The following is a 24,873-nucleotide window of genomic DNA, read 5'->3' as shown; positions in this document are numbered from 1 at the left end:
ATAAAATTTACCTGTTGGTAATATGTATTTCCTTATGTGGCTAAATTTTTAAGCAGACATGATAAATATCACGTAGAACTATTGATACGTAGTTTAATTTTATAGTCGAATTTAATAAAACCATCAGCACTCGTGTGTTTTTTACCCAAGCATCTAGTTTCTAAAGGAAAGCAATTTCTCCTCCAATCTTTTGTCACATTATTTTTAGGTCTATCGTCCTCAATTTTTGTAAAGACAGCCACTGCACAGTTTATCACTACACCAACAGCCACTTCACTAAGTGGTGAGAATACTACCAAAGCAGATGTATTCTCTTCATTAGGCGAATTTATTGAAAATGTTGGGCAATATGGAAATGATATGCCCAACTATGCAACTATGGGTAAAATTCAGTACGGTTATGAAGGCTTTGAAATGCCGGTTTTGTTTACGTCTAAAGGAATCATTCATCTGCAAAGAAAGCTTGTAGGCCCAAGTGAAGAGGAGCGAGAAGCAGCGGAACGAGAAGAAAAAAAATCGGGCAAGAAAGGCACAAAAGAGGAGGAGTTGGAACAATTAAAAGCCATAGACCGCACGGTGGTGATGGAGTGGTTGGATGCAAATCCGGATTGTGAAATTATTACTTCAACACCTGAAACGGCTTATCATACTTACGGTTTCTTAACTAGTAAGGCGAAAGGGTACAAAAAAATTACCTATGCTAATTTGTACGATGGAATTGATGTGGAGCTTTCTTTGGATCCAAGTAAAGCTGCCGGATTTGAATATAAAATTATAGCACAAGCCGGTGCGGATATAAGTAAAGTGAAAATGAAATATGCGGGTGATGTAAAAAAAATACGCATAAATGCTAATGGAGATTGCATCGTTAAATCGGATTTCGATAAGATTAGCATTACTGCTCCAATTGCTTTTTACAAAAATCAATCTATTGCCACTGAAACCCTTAAAGTGAAGTTCAATTTGAATGATAAAGTGCTATCCTTTGAATTTCCAGATTCTTATGATCACAGCAAAGCACTGGTAATTGACCCATTTGTGAGTTCTACTGCAACGCTAACCGGGGCAAATTTGGGTAAAGCTAAGGATGTTGATTTTGATTATGCAGGTAACGTTTATGTTACCGGTGGTGGAGATGGTACCGTATATAAGTTGGCAAAATTTGACGCAACAGGTGCATTGCAATGGACATTTAACGGTTCGATGACCTTGCCTACTTGGAGTTTTGGTACTTATTATGGGGGATGGGTGGTGGAAAAAACCACTGGAAATGTTTATCTCGGTCAAGGTTTTGCACCCGGCGGCGGATTTCGAATAATACGAATGAGTACTACCGGCTTGTACGATAATTATGTGAGCACAGCCAATCCAAGTTTTATGGAGAATTGGAAAATGTATTGGAATTGCAACTTTGGTTCAGCCCAATTATTAATTGCAGGTGGTGGAACAAATTCTAATATAAATATGGGGGTTTGCACACCACCCTCTACTGTTGTGAGTTCAAATAATGTTACGGGGATTGCATATTCCGGCTCCACAGGATGGGCGCAGGATATGGTGGATTTAATCATTGATCCTTTGAACAATGAGATGTACACCATGTATGCTTCCCTAATTGGGACTACTTCTCTTACAAATAAGATATATAAGAATACCGCTCCTTACAGTGGTGCTTCTGTTTCATGGAGTACTCCATCCGGGTACACCGCAGTGCAAGAAATTCAAAATAGGCCTTATTTGGCAGGACCTCAAATTGATAACTCAGCAAATATTCTGGCAGTTAATTCATCTTACTTTTTTTATTGGGATGGGAAAAATTTGAAGGCTTTTGATAAAGCTTCCGGCTCAGGAATTGGAACACCGATTACGATTGCGGCAAACGGCTCGTTGATGTGTGGAGGTATAATTGCAGATGAATGTAACAATGTGTTTGTTGGTTCAACCAATGGCGTAATAAAAGTATATAATTTTAATGGCAGCACTTTTAATGATGCCGCTGCCGCAGATATTGTCATTCCCGGTTTTGGAACTGCATCTGTTTACGATCTTGCATATTACGAATCACAAAAGTTACTTTATGCCAGTGGAAATGGATTTGTGGCATCGTTTGATGTGGCTTCTTATGCGTGTACAAATGTTACCTACAGTATACTCACCAATCCTAATTGTGCCACACTTTCGGTTACCTCATCAATAAGCCCTGCACCACCGGTAAGTGCCACTGTTACTTATACCTTGTATTCAGGAACCACTCAATTAGCATCCAATACAACAGGCACATTTAATGGTTTGAGTCCCAATGTGACTTATACTATAAAGGCATTTATTAATTTAGTTTGCAGTGGAATTGTTTCAGTAACCAATTTTACTTTACCCGGACCTACTATTGGAATTGTAAGTGTTAATACTACTTGTGGAAATTCAACCGGTTCTATTACAGCAAGTGGATCACTTGGAACCGCTCCATATAGTTATAGTAAAGATGGTGTTACATTTCAAGCAAGCGGGGTGTTTTCTGGTTTAATTGCAGGAATTTATACAATAACTGTAAAGGATGTAAATGGGTGTTTCAATACCAAGCAAGTTACCATTTTAAATTCGAATGGGCCAACTGTTACCTGCGTTAAAACAGATGCAATTTGTGGAACTAATAACGGAACTGCAACAGCGACGGGAGTAGGCGGAGTGGCACCGTTGGAATATAGTGTAAATGGAGGTGTAACTTATCAGAGCAATAATTTCTTTACCGGTTTAGTTGCGGGTACGTATACATTAACTGTTAAGGATGCAAACAACTGTTCCAATGCAGTGAATTTTACCGTTAATAATTTACCGGGACCACAAGTAACAGCAATACCTTCGGCTACATTTTGCAATAGTAATAATGGAAGCATAAATGCATACGGAAGCGGGGGAGCGTCACCCTTGCAATACAGCATAAACGGAAACGTTTACCAAAGCAGTGGTTTGTTTACCGGTTTGGCACCAGGAGCTTACACCGTTACGGTGAAAGATGTAAATGGTTGTTTGAGCACTATCGGTGTAAACATACCCAATTCACCGGCGCCTACTGTTTCAGGTGTTGCAACTGCTGCTACATGCAATAATTCAAATGGAAGCATAACTGCAACCGGAGTGGGAGGAACAGCTCCATTGCAATTCAGTGACGATGGAATTAATTTTCAATTGAGTAATTATTTTTATGGTTTAACAGCAGGTGTTTACACCATTACTGTTAAGGATGCAAATAATTGCACGAGCACTGCAAGTGTTACAGTTACCAATTCTTCGGCACCATTGGTTACAGTAACTTCCACTTTATCCTCCTGTGCCGCAAATACAGGAACTATAACAGCAAGTGGCTCCGGGGGTTTTGGAGCATTACAGTATAGTATTAATGGTATCACTTTTCAAGCAAGTACTTTATTTAGTGGATTAGGTGCCGGAATGTATACGGTATTGGTTCGAGACGCAAATGGTTGTTTGGCAGCAGCTATTGCGGTTATTGGAAATACTGCCGCACCTACATTAAGTTTGGTTGTAACACCAACTGCATGTGCAGGTAGCAACGGAATTATCACAGCCAACGGAGCCGGCGGAACTCCACCATTGCAATACAGTAAGGATGGGATTACTTTTCAAGCAAGTGGAACGTTTTCAGGCTTAAGCACCGGACCATATACCATTTTGGTAAAGGATGCAAATGGATGTACTGCCAGCGCGTCCGCAACCATGACCAATGTGGCGGGATTATCTGTTACTGCAAGTAATGTTTCCTCCGCTTGTTCATCTAATACCGGATTTATTAATGCATCGGGAATTGGAGGTGCAGCGCCATTGCAGTACAGCATTAATGGGGTTACTTTTCAGGCCAGTCCGTTGTTTACAAATTTGGGTGGCGGAACTTATACGATTACAGTTAAGGATGCAAATGGCTGTAAGGCAACCACAATAGTAGACCTCATTGTATCGGCTCAGCCTCAAATTTCTGCAACGGCAATTGATGCCAATTGTACTTCAAGCAATGGAATTATAAATGCAATTGGAAGTGGAGGAACAGCGCCACTTGAGTACAGCATTAATGGTATAGCTTATCAAAGCAGTCCTGATTTTTTAAATGTTGCAGCTGGCGTTTATACTGTTTATGTGAGAGATGCTGCAAATTGTATTCAAACTACTTCGGTTACGGTTAATAATGTGGGAGCTGGCCCAGGGATTACAAGCTTTACTTTAGTGGGCAAAGATGCTTATATCTGCAATGGCAGCCTTGGAAAAATAACAAATCCAAAGGTGAATGGTGCTACCTGCGGTTCTTGTAGCTATAGTTTGGATGGTGGTGCCTTTATTCCTAATGCAACACAATTGTTTTTAAATGTAAGTGTTGGCGTGCATACCGTAACGGCTATGGATGTAAATGGATGTACCAAAACAATATCCGTAACAATTGGAATTCCTGCAAATTCTACTGCATCTGCTGTTGTTACAGGAACTGCATGCAATACCAGTAATGGTCAAATTGTTCTTACCGGCATCGGTCCTAATTCGCCTTACCACGTGAGTATGAATGGTATTGGCGGACCATGGATTACATTCGATCCAAGCACTACGTTTACCGGGCTTGCTCCCGGTGCTTATACATTTATACTAGCGGATGATGAGAGTTTTGATATTGGTCCACCCATCGATCCGGGTGGATGCTTAGATACTATAACTGTTATAGTACCTGCCATAGGTGGTCCAACAATTGTTCTTTCTGAATCGGATGGAACGTGTGATTTAAGTGATGGAAGTATTTCGGCATTAGGAAGCACAGGAATCGCGCCGCTTATGTATAGTATTGATGGCGGTGCAAACTACCAAAGTTCGGAAGATTTTTATAATCTATCGGCAGGTACTTATACTGTAATTGTGCAAGATGGTAGCGGATGTGAAAGCTCCATGAATATTACTGTTGGTAATACAGGAGGACCGCAAGTCAGTGCCAGTGCGACTACAGCAACCTGTGGTAATTCAAATGGTACCATTACAGCAGTTGGTAGTGGAGGTACTGCCCCGCTTGAATACAGTATCAATACTACCGTTTTTCAAGCTTCTCCAAATTTTACGAATGTTAGTCCGGGCGCTTATACTGTTTATGTAAAGGATGCCAATGGATGTTATGGAACGGATGCAGTGGTAGTTACAAATACTGCAAAACCTAAAGTAACTGCATATGCAGTGTCGGCATCCTGCAATAGCAGTAACGGTGCATTGATTGCGGTTGGTACTCTTGGCACCGCACCTTATCAATTTAGTATAGATGGTGTAACTTTTCAAAGTAGCACCATGTTTAGTAATTTGGCAGCTGGCGCATATACAATCACAATTAAGGATGCAAGCGGTTGTTTAAGCACTACCATTGCTTCAGTTCCTAATATTCTTGCACCAACAGTAACCTTGGTTATGACACCCTCAAAGTGTTTTAATGCCAATGGATCTATTACTGCAACAGGAGTTGGAGGAGTGGCACCTTTGCAATATAGCATTGATGGGATTACTTTTCAAGCAGCAAACGTGTTTTCAAATTTACTTTCCGGTAGCTACACAATCACTGTTAAGGATGCAAATGGTTGCCAGAGCACCAAAAATATAATTGTTACAAATACCTTAGGGCCTCAGGTACTTACTGCAACTTTTGTGAATTCGAGTTGCGGTAACCCAAATGGAAGCATTACAGCTGCCGCTTCTGGTGGTGTGGGACCACTGAGCTACTCTATCGATGGGATTACTTTTCAAGCAGGAACCACATTTAGTGCACTTGCTGCCGGCACTTACACACTTACGGTTAAGGATGCAAATAATTGTTTAAAAACAACAACAGTAACTTTAATTAATTTACCGGCGCCTAGTATCACACTTAGTGCAAGTCCCTCATCCTGCTTTGCCAATGATGGCACAGTAACAGCCATACCCACTGGAGGAACTGGAGCTTTAACATATAGTAAGAATGGCGTTTTATTTCAAATTTCACCGGTGTTTACCGGTTTAGCACCAGGCCCTTATACAATTACAATTAAAGATTCAAAGGGTTGTACAGCTACAGCAACAATTAATGTGGGTAGCTTATCAGGTGTAGCCGTTAGCGGAATTGCAACACCGGTTGGTTGCCTTGGACCTACAGGAAGCATCACAGCAAGTGGGCTTGGTGGCGCAGCTCCCTATCAGTTTTCGTTGGATGGAATAACGTTTCAAGCGAGTAATGTGTTTAATGGATTGGCAGCAGCCACTTATACAATTACCATTAAAGATGCTAACAATTGCATTGCGACTTCACTTCCTCTAGCTATTTCTAATTCTAGCGGAGCAACAGTTACTGCAGTGAGCACAGCAAGTATTTGTGGAGGTTCAACTGGAACTGTTACAGCTACAGGTATTGGTGGTACTGCTCCCTACCAGTTTTCACTGGATGGAATAACTTATCAGGCAAGTAATGTATTTACAGGTTTAGCTCCTGCAGGTTATATTGTTTCAATAAAGGACGCATCCAATTGTATCAACACAAGTCCTGCTGTTATAGTTGCAAATTCGATTGGTGCTGTAGTAAGCGGAGCCATGTCTCAAACCACTTGCGGATTAAATAATGGAAGCATAACAGTAAGTGGTGTGGGAGGTGCTACACCTTATCAATATTCAATTAATGGAGTTACTTTTCAGGCAAGCAATATTTTTAATGGTTTATCGGTTGGAACTTATATTCTTACCATTAAGGATGCAAATAATTGTATTACGAATTCACCAGGTGTTAATGTTTCCGCAGCACCTCTTGGCACTGTTGCTGCAGCCGGTGTTGACCAGCTAAATCTTTGTGCAGTTACTTCCACTTCACTTACAGCGAATACAGCAACAGTAGGAACCGGACAATGGTCGATAGTAAGTGGCGCCGGCGGAGCATTTGCTTTAAATACAAATCCAACAACAACCTTCACGGGCACACTGGGAACAACTTATGTATTGAGATGGACCATCAGCAACGCGCCTTGTGCTGCAAGTAGCGATGATGTAACCATAACTTTTAATGCCAACCCAAGTGCAGCGGTTGCAGGCGCAGATCAGTTAACACTTTGCGGAACAACCACAGCAACATTAGCAGCGAATGTACCAACCACAGGAACCGGACAATGGTCAATAGTAAGTGGAGCCGGCGGAGCATTTGCATTAAATACAAATCCAACCACAAGCTTCACAGGCACACTCGGAACAACTTATGTATTAAGATGGACCATCAGCAATGCGCCTTGTGCTGCAAGCAGCGATGATGTAACAATTACATTTAATGCCAACCCAAGTGCAGCGGTTGCGGGTGCAGATCAGTTAACACTTTGCGGAACAACAACAGCAACTTTAGCAGCGAATACGCCAACTGTAGGAAGCGGACAATGGTCAATAGTAAGTGGCGCCGGCGGAGCATTTGCTTTAAACACAAATCCAACCACAACATTCACAGGCACACTGGGAACCACTTATGTATTGAGATGGACCATCAGCAACGCGCCTTGTGCTGCAAGTAGCGATGATGTAACTATAACTTTTAATGCCAACCCAAGTGCAGCTGCAGCCGGAGCGGATCAGTTAACCCTTTGCGGAACTACAACCACAACTTTAGCTGCAAATACGCCCACAGTAGGAAGCGGACAATGGTCGATTGTGAGTGGCGCCGGCGGAGCATTTGCTTTAAATACAAATCCAACAACAACCTTCACGGGCACACTGGGAACCACTTATGTATTGAGATGGACCATCAGCAATGCATCTTGTGCTGCAAGCAGCGATGATGTAAGCATAACATTTAATGCTAACCCAAGTGCAGCAGCAGCAGGTGCTGATCAGCTAACATTATGCGGAACAACTACAGCAACTTTAGCAGCGAATGCGCCAACCACAGGAACCGGACAATGGTCAATTGTAAGCGGAGCAGGAGGAGCATTTGCATTAAATACGAATCCAACAACAACCTTCACGGGCACACTGGGAACAACTTATGTCTTGAGATGGACCATCAGCAATGCGCCTTGTGCTGTAAGTAGCGATGATGTAAGCATAACATTTAATGCCAACCCAAGTGCAGCAGGAGCAGGTGCTGATCAGTTAACGCTTTGCGGAACAACCACAGCAACATTAGCAGCGAATGTGCCAACCACAGGTACCGGACAATGGTCAATTGTTAGTGGTGCAGGCGGAGCATTCGCATTAAATACAAATCCAAGCACAACATTTACAGGCACAGTAGGAACAACTTATGTATTGAGATGGACCATCAGCAATGCACCTTGTACCGCAAGCAGTGATGATGTAAGCATAACATTTAATGCTAACCCAAGTGCAGCAGCAGCAGGTGCTGATCAGCTAACATTATGCGGAACAACTACAGCAACATTAGCAGCGAATGCGCCAACCACAGGAACCGGATCTTGGAGCATTGTAAGCGGAGCAGGAGGAGCATTTGCATTAAATACGAATCCAACAACAACATTCACGGGCACACTGGGAACAACTTATGTCTTGAGATGGACCATCAGCAATGCGCCTTGTGCTGTAAGTAGCGATGATGTAACAATTACGTTTAATGCCAACCCAAGTGCAGCAGGAGCAGGTGCTGATCAGCTAACATTATGCGGAACAACTACAGCAACATTAGCAGCGAATGCGCCAACCACAGGAACCGGATCTTGGAGCATTGTAAGCGGAGCAGGAGGAGCATTTGCATTAAATACGAATCCAACAACAACATTCACGGGCACACTGGGAACAACTTATGTTTTAAGATGGACCATCAGCAATGCACCTTGTACGGCAAGCAGTGATGATGTAAGCATAACATTTAATGCCAGCCCAAGTGTTGCAGCAGCAGGTGCCGATCAGTTAACGCTTTGCGGAACAACTACAGCAACATTAACAGCAAATGCGCCAACCACAGGAACCGGACAATGGTCGATAGTTAGCGGAGCCGGCGGAACATTTGCATTAAATACAAATCCAACCACAACCTTCACGGGCACACTGGGAACCACTTATGTATTGCGATGGACTATCAGCAATGCACCTTGTGCAGCAAGTAGCGATGATGTAAGCATAACTTTTAATGCCAACCCAAGTGCAGCAGCAGCAGGTGCTGATCAGTTAACACTTTGCGGAACAACAACAGCAACATTAGCAGCGAATGTGCCAACCACAGGAACCGGACAATGGTCAATTGTAAGTGGAGCCGGAGGTGCTTTTGCATTAAGTATAAATCCAACCACAACATTCACCGGCACACTGGGAACAACTTATGTTTTAAGATGGACCATCAGCAACGCGCCTTGTGCAGCGAGCAGCGATGATGTAAGCATAACTTTTAATGCCAATCCAAGTGTAGCAGCAGCAGGTGCTGATCAGTTAACACTTTGCGGAACAACTACGGCAACTTTAGCAGCGAATGTGCCAACCACAGGAACCGGACAATGGTCAATTGTAAGTGGAGCCGGAGGTGCTTTTGCATTAAATACAAATCCAACAACAACCTTTACCGGCACAATCGGAACAACTTATGTTTTAAGATGGACCATCAGCAATGCACCTTGTGCAGCAAGTAGCGATGATGTAAGCATAACTTTTAATGCCAACCCAAGTGCAGCAGCAGCAGGTGCTGATCAGTTAACGCTTTGCGGAACAACAACAGCAACATTAGCAGCGAATGTGCCAACCACAGGAACCGGACAATGGTCAATTGTAAGTGGAGCCGGAGGTGCTTTTGCATTAAATACAAATCCAACCACAACATTCACGGGCACACTGGGAACAACTTATGTTTTAAGATGGACCATCAGCAACGCACCTTGTGCAGCTAGCAGTGATGATGTAACCATAACTTTTAATGCCAATCCAAGTGTAGCAGCAGCAGGTGCTGATCAGGTGTTAAATTGCAATGCAACTTCGACTTCTTTATCTGCTAATACCCCACTAGTTGGAACAGGAGTGTGGACGATAGTAAGTGGAACTGGTGGAATAATTACATCAGCAAGCAATCCAGTCACAGCATTTTCTGGAATTGTTGGTAATACTTATATTTTAAGATGGTCAATAAGCAATTCTCCATGTTTAACAAGTACTGACGATGTTAGTATCACATTCAATCAAGGTCCATCAATAACCACACTTGCCAGTAATGCCTCGTGTGGTGCAAGTAACGGTAGTATCACTGCATCTGGTATTAATGGTACTTTGCCCTATGTTTTTTCGATTGATGGTATTACTTTTCAAAATAGCAATGTCTTTAATGGCTTGTTGGCAGGATCATATACAATAATTATTAAGGATGCCAACAATTGTACATCAAGTTCAATTGTAACAAATGTAAATAACAGTGGAGCACCAAGTGTATCGGCTGTTGCCACACTTGCAAATTGTGGAACTGCAAATGGAACAATCACTGCGAGCAGTTTGGGTGGCGCCGTTCCTTATCAATTTTCATTGGATGGAATTACTTTTCAAAGTAGTAATTTATTTACAGGGCTATTAGCAGGAGCTTACACAGTAACTGTTAAGGATGCCAATAATTGTATTTCTGCGTCACCACTAGTTAATGTTTTAAACCCGACTGGTGCAAGTGTAAATATATTGCCAACAAATGCTAGCTGCGGATTAAATAACGGAAGTATTACCGCTATTGGTTTAGGCGGGCTTTTACCCTATCAGTTTTCATTAGATGGAATTACTTTTCAAAGTAGTGCAGTTTTTAGTAGTCTCCCAACCGGACCTTATACTGTAACAATAAAGGATGCGAACAATTGCATTTCAGCGTCAGCTACTCTAACTATAGTAAATTTATCTGGTGCAACAGTGAGCGCTATCGCAGTAAATGCAAATTGTGGAGCAAGTAATGGAAGCATTACAGCTACTGGTTTAGGAGGAGCAACACCTTATCAGTTTTCACTAAATGGTACAACTTTCCAAAGCAGCAATGTGTTTAATGGCTTGGCAGCAGCGGCTTATACCGTAACGATTAAAGATGCCAATAATTGTGTGGCAACTTCAAGTGTTGTAAATGTGAATAATATAAATGGAGCAACAGTCACCGCCATCGCAGTAAATGCAAACTGTGGTGCTAGCAATGGAAGCATTACAACTACTGGTTTGGGTGGAGCAACACCTTATCAGTTTTCATTGGATGGAATAACTTTCCAAAGCAGCAATGTATTTAGCGGATTAGCAGCAGCTGCTTACACAGTAACTATTAAGGATGCAAATAATTGTGTGGCAACTTCGAGTGTGGTTAATGTGAATAATATTGGAGGAGCTACCGTAAGTGCCATCGCAGTAAATGCAAACTGTGGAGCAAGTAACGGAAGTATTACAGCCACTGGTTTGGGTGGAGCAACACCGTATCAGTTTTCACTGGATGGCATCACTTTCCAAAGCAGCAATGTTTTTAGCGGCTTGTCAACAGCGGCTTATACTGTAACCATTAAAGACGCCAATAATTGTGTGGCGACTTCGAGTGTGGTTAATGTGAATAATATTGGAGGAGCTACCGTAAGTGCTATCGCAGTAAATGCAAATTGTGGAGCAAGTAACGGAAGCATCACAGCCACTGGTTTAGGAGGAGCAACACCTTATCAGTTTTCACTGGATGGAATAACTTTCCAAAGCAGCAATGTGTTTAACGGCTTGACAGCAGCGGCTTACACGGTAACTATTAAAGATGCCAATAATTGTGTGGCTACTTCGAGTGTGGTTAATGTGAATAATATCGGAGGAGCTACCGTAAGTGCCATCGCAGTAAATGCCAACTGTGGAGCGAGTAACGGAAGCATCACAGCCACTGGTTTAGGAGGAGCAACACCTTATCAGTTTTCACTGGATGGAATAACTTTCCAAAGCAGCAATGTATTTAGCGGATTAGCAGCAGCTGCTTACACAGTAACTATTAAGGATGCAAATAATTGTGTGGCTACTTCGAGTGTGGTTAATGTGAATAATATTGGAGGAGCTACCGTAAGTGCCATCGCAGTAAATGCAAACTGTGGTGCTAGCAATGGAAGCATTACAGCTACTGGTTTGGGTGGAGCAACACCTTATCAATTTTCATTGGATGGAATAACTTTCCAAAGCAGCAATGTGTTTAACGGCTTGACAGCAGCGGCTTACACGGTTACTATTAAAGATGCAAATAATTGTGTGGCAACATCAGCTGTTGTAAATGTGAATAATTTAAATGGAGCCACAGTCACCGCCATCGCAGTAAATGCAAATTGTGGTGCAAGCAATGGAAGCATCACAGCCACTGGTTTAGGAGGAGCAACACCTTATCAGTTTTCATTGGATGGAATAACTTTCCAAAGCAGCAATGTGTTTAACGGCTTGACAGCAGCGGCTTACACGGTTACTATTAAAGATGCAAATAATTGTGTGGCGACATCAGCTGTTGTTAATGTGAATAATTTAAATGGAGCCACAGTCACCGCTATCGCAGTAAATGCAAACTGTGGAGCAAGCAATGGAAGCATCACAGCCACTGGTTTAGGAGGAGCAACACCTTATCAGTTTTCATTGGATGGAATAACTTTCCAAAGCAGCAATGTGTTTAACGGCTTGACAGCAGCGGCTTACACGGTTACTATTAAAGATGCAAATAATTGTGTGGCAACATCAGCTGTTGTAAATGTGAATAATTTAAATGGAGCCGCAGTTACCGCCATCGCAGTAAATGCCAACTGTGGAGCGAGTAATGGAAGCATCACAGCCACTGGTTTGGGTGGAGCAACACCTTATCAGTTTTCACTGGATGGAATTACATTCCAAAGCAGCAATGTGTTTAATGGCTTGGCAGCAGCGGCTTATACTGTTATTATTAAGGATGCAAATAATTGTGTAGCTACTTCAAGTGTCGTAAATGTGAACAATGCAGGAGGAGCAACTGTTAGCGCCATCGCAGCAAATGCCAACTGTGGTGCTAGCAATGGAAGCATTACAGCTACTGGTTTGGGTGGAGCAACACCTTATCAGTTTTCACTGGATGGAATAACATTTCAAATTAGCAATGTGTTTAGCGGATTATCAGCAGCTGCTTATACTGTGACTATTAAGGATGCAAATAATTGTGTAGCTACTTCAAGTGTCGTAAATGTGAACAATGCAGGAGGAGCAACTGTTAGCGCCATCGCAGTAAATGCAAATTGTGGCGCAAGCAATGGAAGCATTACCGCCACTGGTTTAGGAGGAGCAACACCTTATCAGTTTTCACTGGATGGAGTTACATTCCAAAGCAGCAATGTGTTTAACGGCTTAGCAGCTGCGGCTTACACGGTAACTATTAAAGATGCCAATAATTGTGTGGCTACTTCGAGTGTGGTTAATGTGAATAATTTAAATGGAGCCACAGTTACCGCCATCGCAGTAAATGCCAACTGTGGAGCGAGTAATGGAAGCATCACAGCCACTGGTTTGGGTGGAGCAACACCTTATCAGTTTTCACTGGATGGAATTACTTTCCAAAGCAGCAATGTATTTAGCGGATTAGCAGCAGCTGCTTACACAGTAACTATTAAGGATGCAAATAATTGTGTGGCTACTTCGAGTGTGGTTAATGTGAATAATATCGGAGGAGCTACCGTAAGTGCCATCGCAGTAAATGCAAACTGTGGAGCAAGTAACGGAAGTATTACAGCCACTGGTTTGGGTGGAGCAACACCATATCAGTTTTCACTGGATGGAATTACTTTCCAAAGCAGCAATGTGTTTAGCGGATTAGCAGCAGCTGCTTACACAGTAACTATTAAGGATGCAAATAATTGTGTGGCTACTTCGAGTGTGGTAAATGTGAATAATTTAAATGGAGCAACTGTTACCGCTATCGCAGTAAATGCAAACTGTGGAGCAAGCAATGGAAGCATAACTGCAACAGGAATAGGTGGAGCAACGCCTTATCAGTTTTCATTGGATGGAATAACTTTCCAAAGCAGCAATGTGTTTAATGGCTTGGCAGCAGCGGCTTACACGGTTACTGTTAAAGATGCCAATAATTGTTTGGCTACTTCGAGTGTTTTAACAATTGGACAAAGTACGGCACCTACATTAAATGTAACTGGAACTACAACCATTTGTTTTGGACAATCCACAACCATAACAGCAACAGCGATTGGAGGAACAGGCCCTTATCAGTATTCTTGGAACAATGGGGTTTTACTTTCTTCTCAATTGGTTGTACCTCCTGTTACAACAGTATATTCCGTGCTTGTTAAGGATGCAAATAATTGTAGTTCAACAGTGCAATCAGTAACCGTATACGTGCGCCCACAACTGGCCTTATTGGGATCGGCAGATGATACTATTTGTGAGGGTGAAACTGCCCATTTACTAGCGCAAGCAAGCGGAGGTAATGGAGGACCTTATTCTTACAGTTGGAGTCCTTCTGTTAGTACAGCGAATTCAATTTCTGTTTCACCTATTAGCACGACCATCTATACAGTTTATGTAAGTGATGGTTGTACCACTCCCGCTATGAGTCAGCAAATTAAAGTAAATGTAAATCCATTACCGATAGTAAGTTTTACAGTTAGTCCACAAGATGGTTGCGCACCTCTACTAGTAAGTTTTGCAAGCAATGCTGCACCAGCAACAATTTATAACTGGAATTTCGGTGACAATGTTTTTGCAATTGGGTCATTAGCAACGCATACTTATGTGAGTGGCGGTGATTATACAATAAGTTTGACAGCAACATCCGATAAAGCTTGTACAAACAAATTAATAAAGAGCAATGCTGTGCATGTTTACAATCGTCCAATAGCAAAATTTACGGCCGATCCTTGGAAAGGAACCATGTCGAATGCACAGGTAAATTTCACTGATTTGAGTTCAGCTTCGAGTTCCTGGATATGGGATTTTGGTGATTTTGCCGGTAGTTCAACAGATCCTAATCCAAGTTATACGTATGCAGATACAGGGCATTATCAGGTTTCACTTATCATTTCAGATTCTCATAATTGCCTTGACACGAGTGAAGCAGAAATAATAATAGAAGGTGTTTTTACCTATTATCTTCCCAATTCATTTTCGCCCAACAACGATGGAATAAATGATTATTTTGAAGGACATGGCATTGGCATTAAAATGCAAGAAATGACCATTTTCGATCGTTGGGGAAAGCAGTTTTATTATGAAAAGTCACAGCATCCTAAATGGGATGGAAGATCGATATTTCTTGGCGATTTTTGCCCGCAAGATGCCTATGTGTATTTAATTGAGGTGGAAGATATTTTTCACCAACTGCATGAATATAGAGGTGTAATAACTTTAATTAGATAGAGCTTTTAGTTTCCAATTCTGCAATCGCTTCATTGAAATTTACAAAAGCGATTTGATTGGATTTAAGGTATTCTACAATCCACGCATACCAATCTATCCAGGTTTTAAAGCTGTGCGTGAAATAACGGTCATGAAAATCTATGCCAATATAATCCAGTTTTTCAACATGTGCTTTTTCAATGAGTACTTTTGAATTTTCTTTTGCTTGTTTTAAATTTTGTGTTTGCCAGCGCTTTCCTTTTTCAATCACCCAGCCGTCCATAATTTGAAATGGAAATTCCCACATATTTCCAATTTTATAGGGGTTTTTAAAAGCATGTTCTGTACTATCATATCGATAGCCAACTTGTTGCATGTAATGAAAAGTGTGTTCGTTTTTGCGCACATAATGCATGCGCGTACCAAAGCTTGATTTGCCTGACATTTCCTTAAAAAGAGAATATTCATACCCTATTTTTTCAAGGCTTTCAAATTCAATTCCATGAACAGCTATTTCGCCTCCGCCTTTCTGAATGCGCTCGATCCAGCTTTTCGAAACAGTTTGTGAATAGGAGAGTCCAAGTCCATTTTGTACACCAATAAAAAAGGAAGAAGGAATTTTATGCTCGGTATTAAATGCCATTAATTCGTCAATGTTTTGCCATTTGTTTTTTAATAAATCAAGTTTTCGCAAGGTAAATTCTGCCAATGTAATTTTACCGGTGGCTAATTCAATACAGTTTCGAATTAAAAATTTGGGTACAATTGTATCTTTAAACAAATGTTCCGTAACCTTTATGTGGTCAATATCGTGCGAAATAATAGCTTTCACTAGAATGCTTCTCGTTTAATAAATTTAAGCGCTAATTCTAAAGGAAGACTAGCTTTATTCAAAGTAAAATAAGGTACTAACTCCCCTCCAAATCCTCTGAAATATTTCTCTACTTGAGGTATCATCGAGCCTTCAAAATCGAATTTTTTAAGCCCTATTTTTTTTGCATGCAATATGCAATTCCAAAGCGCTAATACACCGGCTCCCTGATGTTTGTTGCCCGCATCGTAACCTCCCAAAAGATAGTATGCCGTGGTACTATCGTATATACAAAAACTCATGGCAGCTGCTTTTTCCTCCACATAAGCTACAAACGAGAAACTATTTTGCGCATCCGCAAACTCATTTAAAATAGCGGAAACAATAGCATCGTTCAATAGCTTTGATTTGCGTGAGTAGGTATTTTCTACCAGTTGTTTGATAATGTGGTTACCTGCGTTTTGTTTGATAGTAACTTTATCTTTTTCAGCTTTGTTGATGCTGTTTCGTTTGTCACTTGCTAAGTTTTTAAGAATTTCAAGTTCAGTAAATTCTAAATTTAGTTGATAAGTGTAATTGGGAATAGCTTTAAATTTTTTCCAAATAAACGGTTGAACATCGGTGCAAGTGGTGGGCAATGCAATAGTTAATAGGTGATAGGATTCCTTTTCTAAAAAATCTGCTACACAACTTAAAATGTTTTTTTCGAAGCTCAATGAATTTGCTCTATTCGAAGCTTGGTTGTCATAAAATAAACCGATATGTGGAGTAAACGGTGGATTATTGATATGAGATAAAATCTTTGCCTGTTTGCCTTTGTAAAGGTGAAATCCACCAATTAATTTGTTATCGTTATTGAAAATTCCATAAACGGTTATTGATTTTCCATATATTTTCAACCATGTCAATGAATTAAAAATACTTCCATGCAGCAATGCTAATTCGTTGAATTTTTCGAAATGGGTTTGACTAAGAATTTTTATTTCCACAAAAGTCAGTCTGCTATGTTTAAATAATTTTATTATAATGTTCAGCCATTTGATTTAAATTAATCTTCCAATCATAAAGTTCTTGCACTTTTTTTCTGCCATTCCTTCCCATATTTCTTCGAATTTCAGGATTCAAAAGAAGTTTTTCAAGGGCTTCGACGGTGCCTGACACATCATGTACTTTAACTCTATATCCGGTTATTCCCTCCTCCACAACTTCACGCAATCCTCCCACATCTGTAACAATTACAGGTTTTTCACATGCAGATGCTTCAATAACAGAGACTCCAAAACTCTCATATTCCGAAATATTTACAAATATATCAGCCGTATTAAAATACTTGGCAACTTCTGAAAAATTTACTCTTCCGGTAAAAATAACATAATCCTGAATTTCAAGTTGTATGCAAAGTGCTTCTAACTCTTGTCTCAATGAACCTTCACCAACCAAAAGTAAACCTAATTTTTTATCCGGATGTTGCATTTTTAAGCGCGCAAAAGCTTTAATTAATACATCGATACAGTAAATACTTTCAAGTACTTTGATGGCAGCAATTACAAGGGTACCATCTTCAAAAAGTGCCAATTTGGGTGCAGGTTTAAATTGATTTAAATCCACACCAAATGGAATTATTGTTACCGGAATATCAATTACTTTATGAATGTACTCAACGATTGTTTGACTGGTTGCAAAAACTTTTTCTGCATTTTGGAGATTCCGCTTTAATACAATTTTATTGATAAAACTTCGGTCAGGAAATTTCATAACATCGGTTCCCCAAGCTGATATAAAATAAGGTTTAAATCCAGATAAGCGGGCGAGCATGCCATAGCTGGTGGCATAATGCGCATGCACTATATCGGGACGAAATAATTTTATTGCCTCCTTTAATTTAGGAATTAATTTTAAGTACGACAGTTTTGAAAATCTAGTGTTTTTTTGTCGCTTCGTGATTTCACTGCTTAAAAATTGGATTGATTTATTTTTTTCAAACCAGCGATACGCTGGTGCTTCGATGCTGAAAATTCCTATTTCAAATCCTAAATCGGCCAAACCTAAGGCCCACTTTTCGGTGTGCTCTGAACCTGCATCAGCTAAAAGTAAAATACGTTTCATCCGCGTGGAAATAAAGAATGTTTTAGTAGGCGCAATAGGGCAAACCATGTCATAAAACTAAATGAGGTTCGGCCGTATTTTTTGCTAATTTGCAATTGCTCCCGAATAAATACAGGGATGATGCTTCCGGTTTTTGAAGCCGTATAAAAGCGGAAATTAGCCAAAGCAAAATCGCAACAGTATAATTTTGCATGCATAGTTATACAACGCATCACATACTCGTAATCAAAGCAACAACGATAGTCGGCAAGTAAACCAATTTTTTTTGTAAATGCCGTTTTAAAAAATGACCCGGGTTGAAAAATTGCAGGGTCCTTGTGCACCAATGTCGATAAGCTTAACGGATAAGCAGGATAGGATTTAAGAAAATTTCCATTTGCATCCATATAATTTACGCCTCCATAAATATAGTCGATTGTGGCATCTTTATTTACAATATCTGCTAAGTGAAAAAAGCCATCTAAATCTATCGTATCATCCGTATTTAGCCATGTCCAATAATCACCGGTACAAGCCAATATTCCTTTATTTATGGCATCGTATTGTCCTTTGTCTTTTTTTATTTCTACCACATCAAGTTGCGCCGCAAAATTTGAAATAATAGTTTGAACAGCCTCATTCGACTCACTATCAAAAACCAAAATTTCAATCTCAATATTTTTTTCCTTTGCCCTATTTTTCAAATCCAGCACATTAAGAAAAGTAGCTTCAATATATTTTTCTTGATTGTAGGAGGGAATGATGATTGAAAATTTCATTTTTTAAGATTTGATCCTGCGTTTTAATTTCAATAAGGTATAGATGCATTTTGAACTAATGGAATTAACTGCGCGCTTATTAATTTCCTCAAACTTAAGTCTAGTTTTAGCAAATGCAAGTTTATTTTCAGTCGATTTTTCAGAAAACAGCAAAGATTCATAAGTCCTTATTTTTAGATAAAGCCTTAATTTAAAAAGTTGTTTCCAAGTAAGTGAATTTCTAAAAGGTGTATAAACAGTATCAAAGAGCATCTGATGCACCAAAATAATGGGATCGATATGGGAGAGGATAAAAGATTTTGAACCGAGATTGCTGCTGGTTGTGGAATCTGAATGAATCCTAAAATGACATAATTTTTCAGGGATATATGTTATTCCATGCCTTGTTCCAACACGTTGCAAAAATTCCAAATCACAAATTTGCGCCAAATCAGCATTAAAATAACCTACTTCATTCACAATGGATTTTTTAAAAAGTGTAAGGCTAGGTTCGCCAATAAAATTGAGACAAATATTTTCTACTGCCAAACGTGAAATTTCATTTGCTGAAATGTATTGCTTAATGATGATGGGATGCGTATTTTCAAACGTTCGCACTTCCGATTTATAATATGTACTAAGTTTTTTGCTCACGTTTTCCGGTAAAATGAAACTACGTTTACTAACTAGCAGAAATGAAGTATCTGTAATTTGGGCACAAAATTTCTCTAAACAATTCAAACTTAAATAATCATCTTGAAAAACAAATTTAATCCACTCTTCACGTGCCAAATCGATACAGCGGTTCCAATTTCCAACAAGCCCTAAGTTTTTTTCATTTTGATAATATTTTATGTGTGGATGGCGCAGCTGATAGGCTTTTACAATTTCAGGTGTTTGATCACTCGAGCCATCGTCTACTACAAGTATTTCCTTTGCGGGAAGGGTTTGATTCAGACAAGAATCCAAGCATTCGCGTAGGTATTTTTCGCCATTATAGCTGGGGATGCAAATACTTATGCCGGGTTCATTTTTCATTTGCAGCTTGCGAATTTTGAATCCAATGTGAAACGCCTTGTTTTACATTTTCTTGATAATACTGATCCTCGGCGGTGGGAGCGCTTGTATTTTCGTACCAAGGTAAATGCCTTGCAACATACTTTCCACCGGTTCGGTAAGCATTCGAAACCCATTGCGCACCATTTGTATAGGGGCAGTACAAGGCAAAAGTAGTATCTATCGCAGCATCAAATATTCCGGGTGCTATTTCCTTCGTCCAGAATTTTTTTTCCCATTCAATCACTTTTGTTTTTGCTGCATAGTGTTCAGGTAAATCATCAATTTTTAATCCGAATCCAATCTTTTCTATGGATGAATATTTACTAAGAATTTTCATGAAATAGGAAATCGCATCCGCCGGGCATTCCGCTATAGGAAGCACATCTGAATCGGTATAGATGTAGTAACTCTTTTTAAATTGATTAAAAATATCCGTTTTCCATAGTGCCAAATGTCCAACATTTTTGCCCAAAAAAAATATTTTATGCGGACAGGTTTTGTAATATGAAAGTAGCGGCGGATAGGTCGAATCATTGTCGATGATATAAATATGCTTCATTCCTATTTTCTCTAACCATTCAATAAGTTGTTTGAGTGTTGTTAATCGGTTTCGATTGTTAATGATAACCGGAATTTCGTTGGGTTTAATTTTTTTACCCAAAAGAACAACCCTTCGAAGCAACAGCGCTTTAAGCTTTTTAACGCGCAATAAAAGCGAATCAAAATTAAATTCAATAAGGTCTTTTTTTAATTGCTTGAAATCCATTTGTTGTTTCTACACTTCAAATGTAGTAAGGATTATGAGTTTTTTTGAAAAATTTGTTGATACTTTTCCTCAAAGGATTTTTTTTGAAAATGGGTAACGGCGTAAGCATGTGCATTTTGGGAAAGTTTGGCCAAAAGGCTGCGATGCGCTACCAAGCTTTCAATCTCCGCTACTATGGAATCAACAAGTGCATCCGCTTCTTTTTCATGCAATAATATTCCATTTTCACCGGAATGAACATGCTCTGAAATACCGCCCACAGCTGTGCTGATGGTTACCAATCCATGCATCATACCTTCCATAATAACCATTGGAAAACCTTCGCGGGATGATGCCATCATCAGCAAATGTGCAGAAGTATAGACTTTATGCATTTCTACTTCATCTTTTATTTCTCCTGCAAATACACAATGGTCTCTATCCTCTTGTGGAATTGCTTCCCTCAAATCGCCTAGAAAGTGAAACTCCACCGGTATATTTTTTGCGTGCAGGATGGATGCCACTTTAGAAATTAAATGCACACGCTTTTCAGCAGTTCCTCGGCCTACATAAAGTGCAATAAGTTTCCCGTCAAAATTTTTCTCTGAAAGTGAATAGTAAGGAGTAAAATTTGAAATTAATTTAATGTGATTCAATAAGCGTGCATCCAATCCATTTTGTTGGTATTGCAACTCAAAATCATGAAATGTTTTTTGATTAATAATTATTCGATTGCTTAATTTTTGAACGAGCGGTAAGCTCCAATGTTCTGCACCATTTTCATGCGCATGTCCAAAGGCATGAAGCAAATCTATGCAGTGTAGAGTTTCAGGTACAAATTTTATGAATTCATAATAGAATTCTGAATTGCAACCAAACAAAATCATGTTTGGATTTTTATTTACAAGACTTAAAAGCTGATTCGTGAATTGTTGTTTTGTATATCTTAGTCCCAACACATGAAATACATCCAATACGTTGGCATGCTTTTTTAATTGAGCTAAATAGGTATCGCTGTCTGATCTGCCTGTCATGATTACCAACACATTTTTTCCATTGCATGCTTCTACTATGGAGGCATGCACTTTTTCGGCACCTCCGGTGTGGTAGAAGGGGAAGAAAAAAATTATTTCGGGTAGCTTTTTACTGTTAAAATAATTGCGATTATTTAACCATTCACTAAGTATTCGAAAAGGCTTTTTGTGATAAAAAGAATAAACACGAAGTAAGAATGTAGGACACCAATATTGAATGCAGTTTTTTATCAAGGACCTTGTAACTGCTTTATCTGTCTCGCTTTTATTGAATTTAAATAGTTTGCCTTTCAGGTAAGAAAATTTAAATTGAAGTATCTTTTTCTCTACTCCTTTCGCATTTACCTGTATAGTGGTGCTGCTTGAATGTATTCGATAGTGTATTAAAATTTCATCCAGTTTGGCGATTTTATAATTTGCTGATAGCAAACTAAGCCAAAGTCCCCAATCTTCCGAAAATTTTAAAGAGGTGTTATACCCAAATTTTTCAATAACCGTTTTACGCATCATAACCGAGGGATGCGCAATACAGTTCAAGATGGGCATTGTTTTTTTTATCTCTTCCCATGATGTTGTTTCAACATCCTCTTTCCAAAAACCATGGGGAGCTCCGGCCTCATTTATTTGTTGCACTTTAGTTGCAAGCACAGCAACAGCTATATTTTTATCTAAAAAATTTACTTGTTTTTCAAAGCGATGGGGCAGACTAATATCATCCGCATCCATGCGCGCCAGATATTCACCTGAGGATAATTGTATGCCTTTATTTAGCGTGGCAATTAAACCTATATTTTTTGAATTGAGAATGTACTTTATTCTTGGGTCAGTATAGCTTAATATTATTTTTTCGCTCCCATCGGATGAACCATCGTTAATCAGTAACAATTCAAAATCGGCAAAGCTTTGTTGCAAGATGCTGTCTATCGCTTCTCGCAAAAATTTTTCACCGTTGTAAACCGGCATTATAACACTAACTCTTGGTGCTTTCATAAGGCAATCCAATTATCAGGACAAAGGTCACGCGTGTCAATTGCAGGGTCGTTGAACCATTTTGATGGTCGAATACAAATTTTATCTGGATATTGATTCAGCCAAGCTCCCCACCAACTAAAACTGCTGTTGGCAATGATATTGTGTTTACACAAGCTCATTAATTTCAAATCAAAACAACTTTTTTCACCGCTGTTGTGATGAATAAAAAAATGGGATGCTGCTATTTTTAAATTGTTACGCGCCCATGTTTCATCGTCCGAAAAAATGAAGAAAACAGGATTTGAAATTTTTGATTGAATGTGAGTGATCGCTTTTTGATAATACTCCATGCTACACACCGGATGATGTTTCGCGGCTGCAGCATTTGTAACATAATCGCCTCTGCGAATATGGATACTCACAGCGATTGATTGCTGTATTTGATGTGCAATTTTTTTGTTCTCACCTTCTAATGTTGAACTTAATTCAAAATCATTTCGAATTTCGTTTGCGATAGTTTTAAAATATTTTTCGCTTTGCCAATAACCAATTAGCAATGTATTATCTTTTAGTGTTTCAATCGATGAAGTGTACTGAAAATGAGGCTCTCGAAAAATTTTGTGGCTTTTCAAAAATGGAAATACCCTGGAAAGTGTTTTGTTTACTCCGGCTTCTTCCCATTTTTCAAAATTGCGGATGCTTTTATTATCTGCAATACCTGCAGTGCATTTTAAAACATGCAATTCATAATTACGTTTGGTATAGGCTTCTGAATTTAATTGCTCTAAGAATGAAAGATCTACCATCAGCTCCGTGCCACAACGTCTGGCTACAGCCTTACCGGCCGCATATTGAAACATTTGATTGCCTAAACCACCCATTAATTTTACAAGTATCATCTGCGCTATTTCTCCAAAATTACAAGACTTTTTTTAAAACGATGCAAGCAAGGATTGATATAAATGAAGGTACTTTTGAGTAATTATTTCCCAGCTAAAGTTCTCTTTCCACGCATGATATCCTGCATTTTTCATTTGCTCAAGTTGTAATTTATCAGCTGCAAGTTGAAAAAGCAACTGAGCCGATTCATCCAATTTTGCCTTACTGTTTCCTTCGGAAGTAAAAGCTGTTGGCATTAATTTTCCGGCATTACTCCAGGTAATAATTTCGGCTGCATTGCCTACATCAGTTGTAATGAATGGTGTTTTAGCTGCCATGCATTCAAACAGCACAATGGGTGAACATTCAATGTTTGAAGGAAAGATAAATAAATCAGCTGCTAAATAAGCTTGAACAGTCAAGCCTCTCGATAATTCAGTAATTTTAATTTTGCTTTTACCGCCAAGTAAATAGGGCCATAAAGCCATCCAACTCAACTTACGCCAAAGTTTGAATTCAAAATTTTTGTTTTTATCACCAACCAATAATAAATAGGATTTTGCTATACCTGCTCTTAAAAATATTTCTACTGCTTCCCTGTGTCCTTTCACACCTGTATAAGAACCCACATGTAAAACCAAAAATGCATCTTCGGGAATACCCATTTGCTTCCTGAAATTAACATCCGGCTTAATATCAAATTCATCTGCTGCAGCGCCGTTCGCAATAAGCGTACAATTTTCAATTTTGTTCTCCCGAGCAAAATTAATATCCCGGTAATTGTCCGATAAAAAAACATTCTTGTCGTAATTTTTCATCCAGCTTTTCATGCGCTCAAAATAGTCAGAGAATAGCGGATTAAATAGCCCCGAGAAACCGGTAGGGACAAAAACTTTTTTTGCTTTTAGTTTATCCAGTAAAGGCAATGCTAAATCGGTGGCCCATTGTTGCGCTGCAAAATTTGTTATTACATCAAAGTTGGAGTGAAGTAAAAAGTCCTGGTATTTTTCAATTTCGCCCTGCATTCCGTTTGCGAAATTTCCGGAAATGTCAAATTCGGCAATGTGCACACCATGAATTATTTTTTCTTTTCGTTCGGGTAAAAATTTGGTGGCCACAGTTACTTCATGCCCAAGCATAACGAGTCGTTCAGAAAGTTGTTTCACCACTTCCTGCATTCCTCCTAAGGAAGGATAATAAAACTCCACTGTGTGTAAAATTTTCATT

At 39.5% G+C, this 24,873-nt stretch carries 10 protein-coding genes; 1 reads left to right on the top strand and 9 read right to left on the bottom strand.

The window, feature by feature from the left end; genetic code table 11:
- Positions 1-132: 132 nt before the first annotated feature.
- Positions 133-15,324, top strand: coding sequence for a gliding motility-associated C-terminal domain-containing protein (locus IPP32_11705; protein MBL0048747.1), 15,192 nt, complete (start codon positions 133-135; stop codon positions 15,322-15,324).
- On the opposite strand, the gene IPP32_11700 is transcribed toward IPP32_11705, so the two are convergent.
- The 9 genes from IPP32_11700 to IPP32_11660 are packed head-to-tail and all read right to left on the bottom strand — an operon-like array spanning position 15,317 to position 24,872.
- Entirely contained in the window at positions 15,317-16,135 is an 819-nt protein-coding gene (locus tag IPP32_11700; protein ID MBL0048746.1) for a hypothetical protein, read from the bottom strand. The genes IPP32_11705 and IPP32_11700 overlap by 8 nt on opposite strands.
- Complete coding sequence (locus IPP32_11695; protein ID MBL0048745.1) at positions 16,135-17,103, bottom strand: GNAT family N-acetyltransferase; 969 nt, start codon at positions 17,101-17,103, stop codon at positions 16,135-16,137. The genes IPP32_11700 and IPP32_11695 overlap by 1 nt, the downstream gene beginning before the upstream one ends.
- 19 nt (positions 17,104-17,122) lie before the next feature.
- The gene (locus IPP32_11690) at positions 17,123-18,220 is read right to left on the bottom strand and encodes a glycosyltransferase (protein MBL0048744.1); all 1,098 of its coding nucleotides are present in this window, start codon (positions 18,218-18,220) and stop codon (positions 17,123-17,125) included.
- Positions 18,217-18,978, bottom strand: coding sequence for a glycosyltransferase (locus IPP32_11685; GenBank protein ID MBL0048743.1), 762 nt, complete (start codon positions 18,976-18,978; stop codon positions 18,217-18,219). Before IPP32_11685 ends, IPP32_11690 begins: the two co-directional genes overlap by 4 nt.
- 3 nt (positions 18,979-18,981) lie before the next feature.
- Entirely contained in the window at positions 18,982-19,995 is a 1,014-nt protein-coding gene (locus IPP32_11680) for a glycosyltransferase family 2 protein (GenBank protein ID MBL0048742.1), read from the bottom strand.
- Positions 19,985-20,782, bottom strand: coding sequence for a glycosyltransferase family 2 protein (locus IPP32_11675; protein MBL0048741.1), 798 nt, complete (start codon positions 20,780-20,782; stop codon positions 19,985-19,987). The genes IPP32_11680 and IPP32_11675 overlap by 11 nt, the downstream gene beginning before the upstream one ends.
- 32 nt (positions 20,783-20,814) lie before the next feature.
- Entirely contained in the window at positions 20,815-22,785 is a 1,971-nt protein-coding gene (locus tag IPP32_11670; protein ID MBL0048740.1) for a glycosyltransferase, read from the bottom strand.
- The gene (locus IPP32_11665; GenBank protein MBL0048739.1) at positions 22,782-23,666 is read right to left on the bottom strand and encodes an alpha-1,2-fucosyltransferase; all 885 of its coding nucleotides are present in this window, start codon (positions 23,664-23,666) and stop codon (positions 22,782-22,784) included. The genes IPP32_11670 and IPP32_11665 overlap by 4 nt, the downstream gene beginning before the upstream one ends.
- Positions 23,667-23,699: 33 nt before the next feature.
- Entirely contained in the window at positions 23,700-24,872 is a 1,173-nt protein-coding gene (locus tag IPP32_11660; protein MBL0048738.1) for a glycosyltransferase family 4 protein, read from the bottom strand.
- Between the last annotated feature and the right edge of the window lies 1 nt (position 24,873).

It is taken from the genome of Bacteroidota bacterium (assembly GCA_016721765.1).
Lineage (GTDB): Bacteria > Bacteroidota > Bacteroidia > UBA4408 > UBA4408 > UBA4408.
Note: the sequence above shows the minus strand (reverse complement) of the source record. Positions and strands in the feature narration are given on the sequence as shown.

Coding starts and splice junctions, on each gene's coding strand:
- IPP32_11690 (MBL0048744.1), bottom strand. CDS start 18,220: ATGAAACGTATTTTACTTTTAGCTGATGCAGGTTCAGAGCACACCGAA.
- IPP32_11675 (MBL0048741.1), bottom strand. CDS start 20,782: ATGGATTTCAAGCAATTAAAAAAAGACCTTATTGAATTTAATTTTGAT.
- IPP32_11665 (MBL0048739.1), bottom strand. CDS start 23,666: ATGATACTTGTAAAATTAATGGGTGGTTTAGGCAATCAAATGTTTCAA.
- IPP32_11680 (MBL0048742.1), bottom strand. CDS start 19,995: ATGAAAAATGAACCCGGCATAAGTATTTGCATCCCCAGCTATAATGGC.
- IPP32_11660 (MBL0048738.1), bottom strand. CDS start 24,872: ATGAAAATTTTACACACAGTGGAGTTTTATTATCCTTCCTTAGGAGGA.
- IPP32_11670 (MBL0048740.1), bottom strand. CDS start 22,785: ATGAAAGCACCAAGAGTTAGTGTTATAATGCCGGTTTACAACGGTGAA.
- IPP32_11685 (MBL0048743.1), bottom strand. CDS start 18,978: ATGAAATTTTCAATCATCATTCCCTCCTACAATCAAGAAAAATATATT.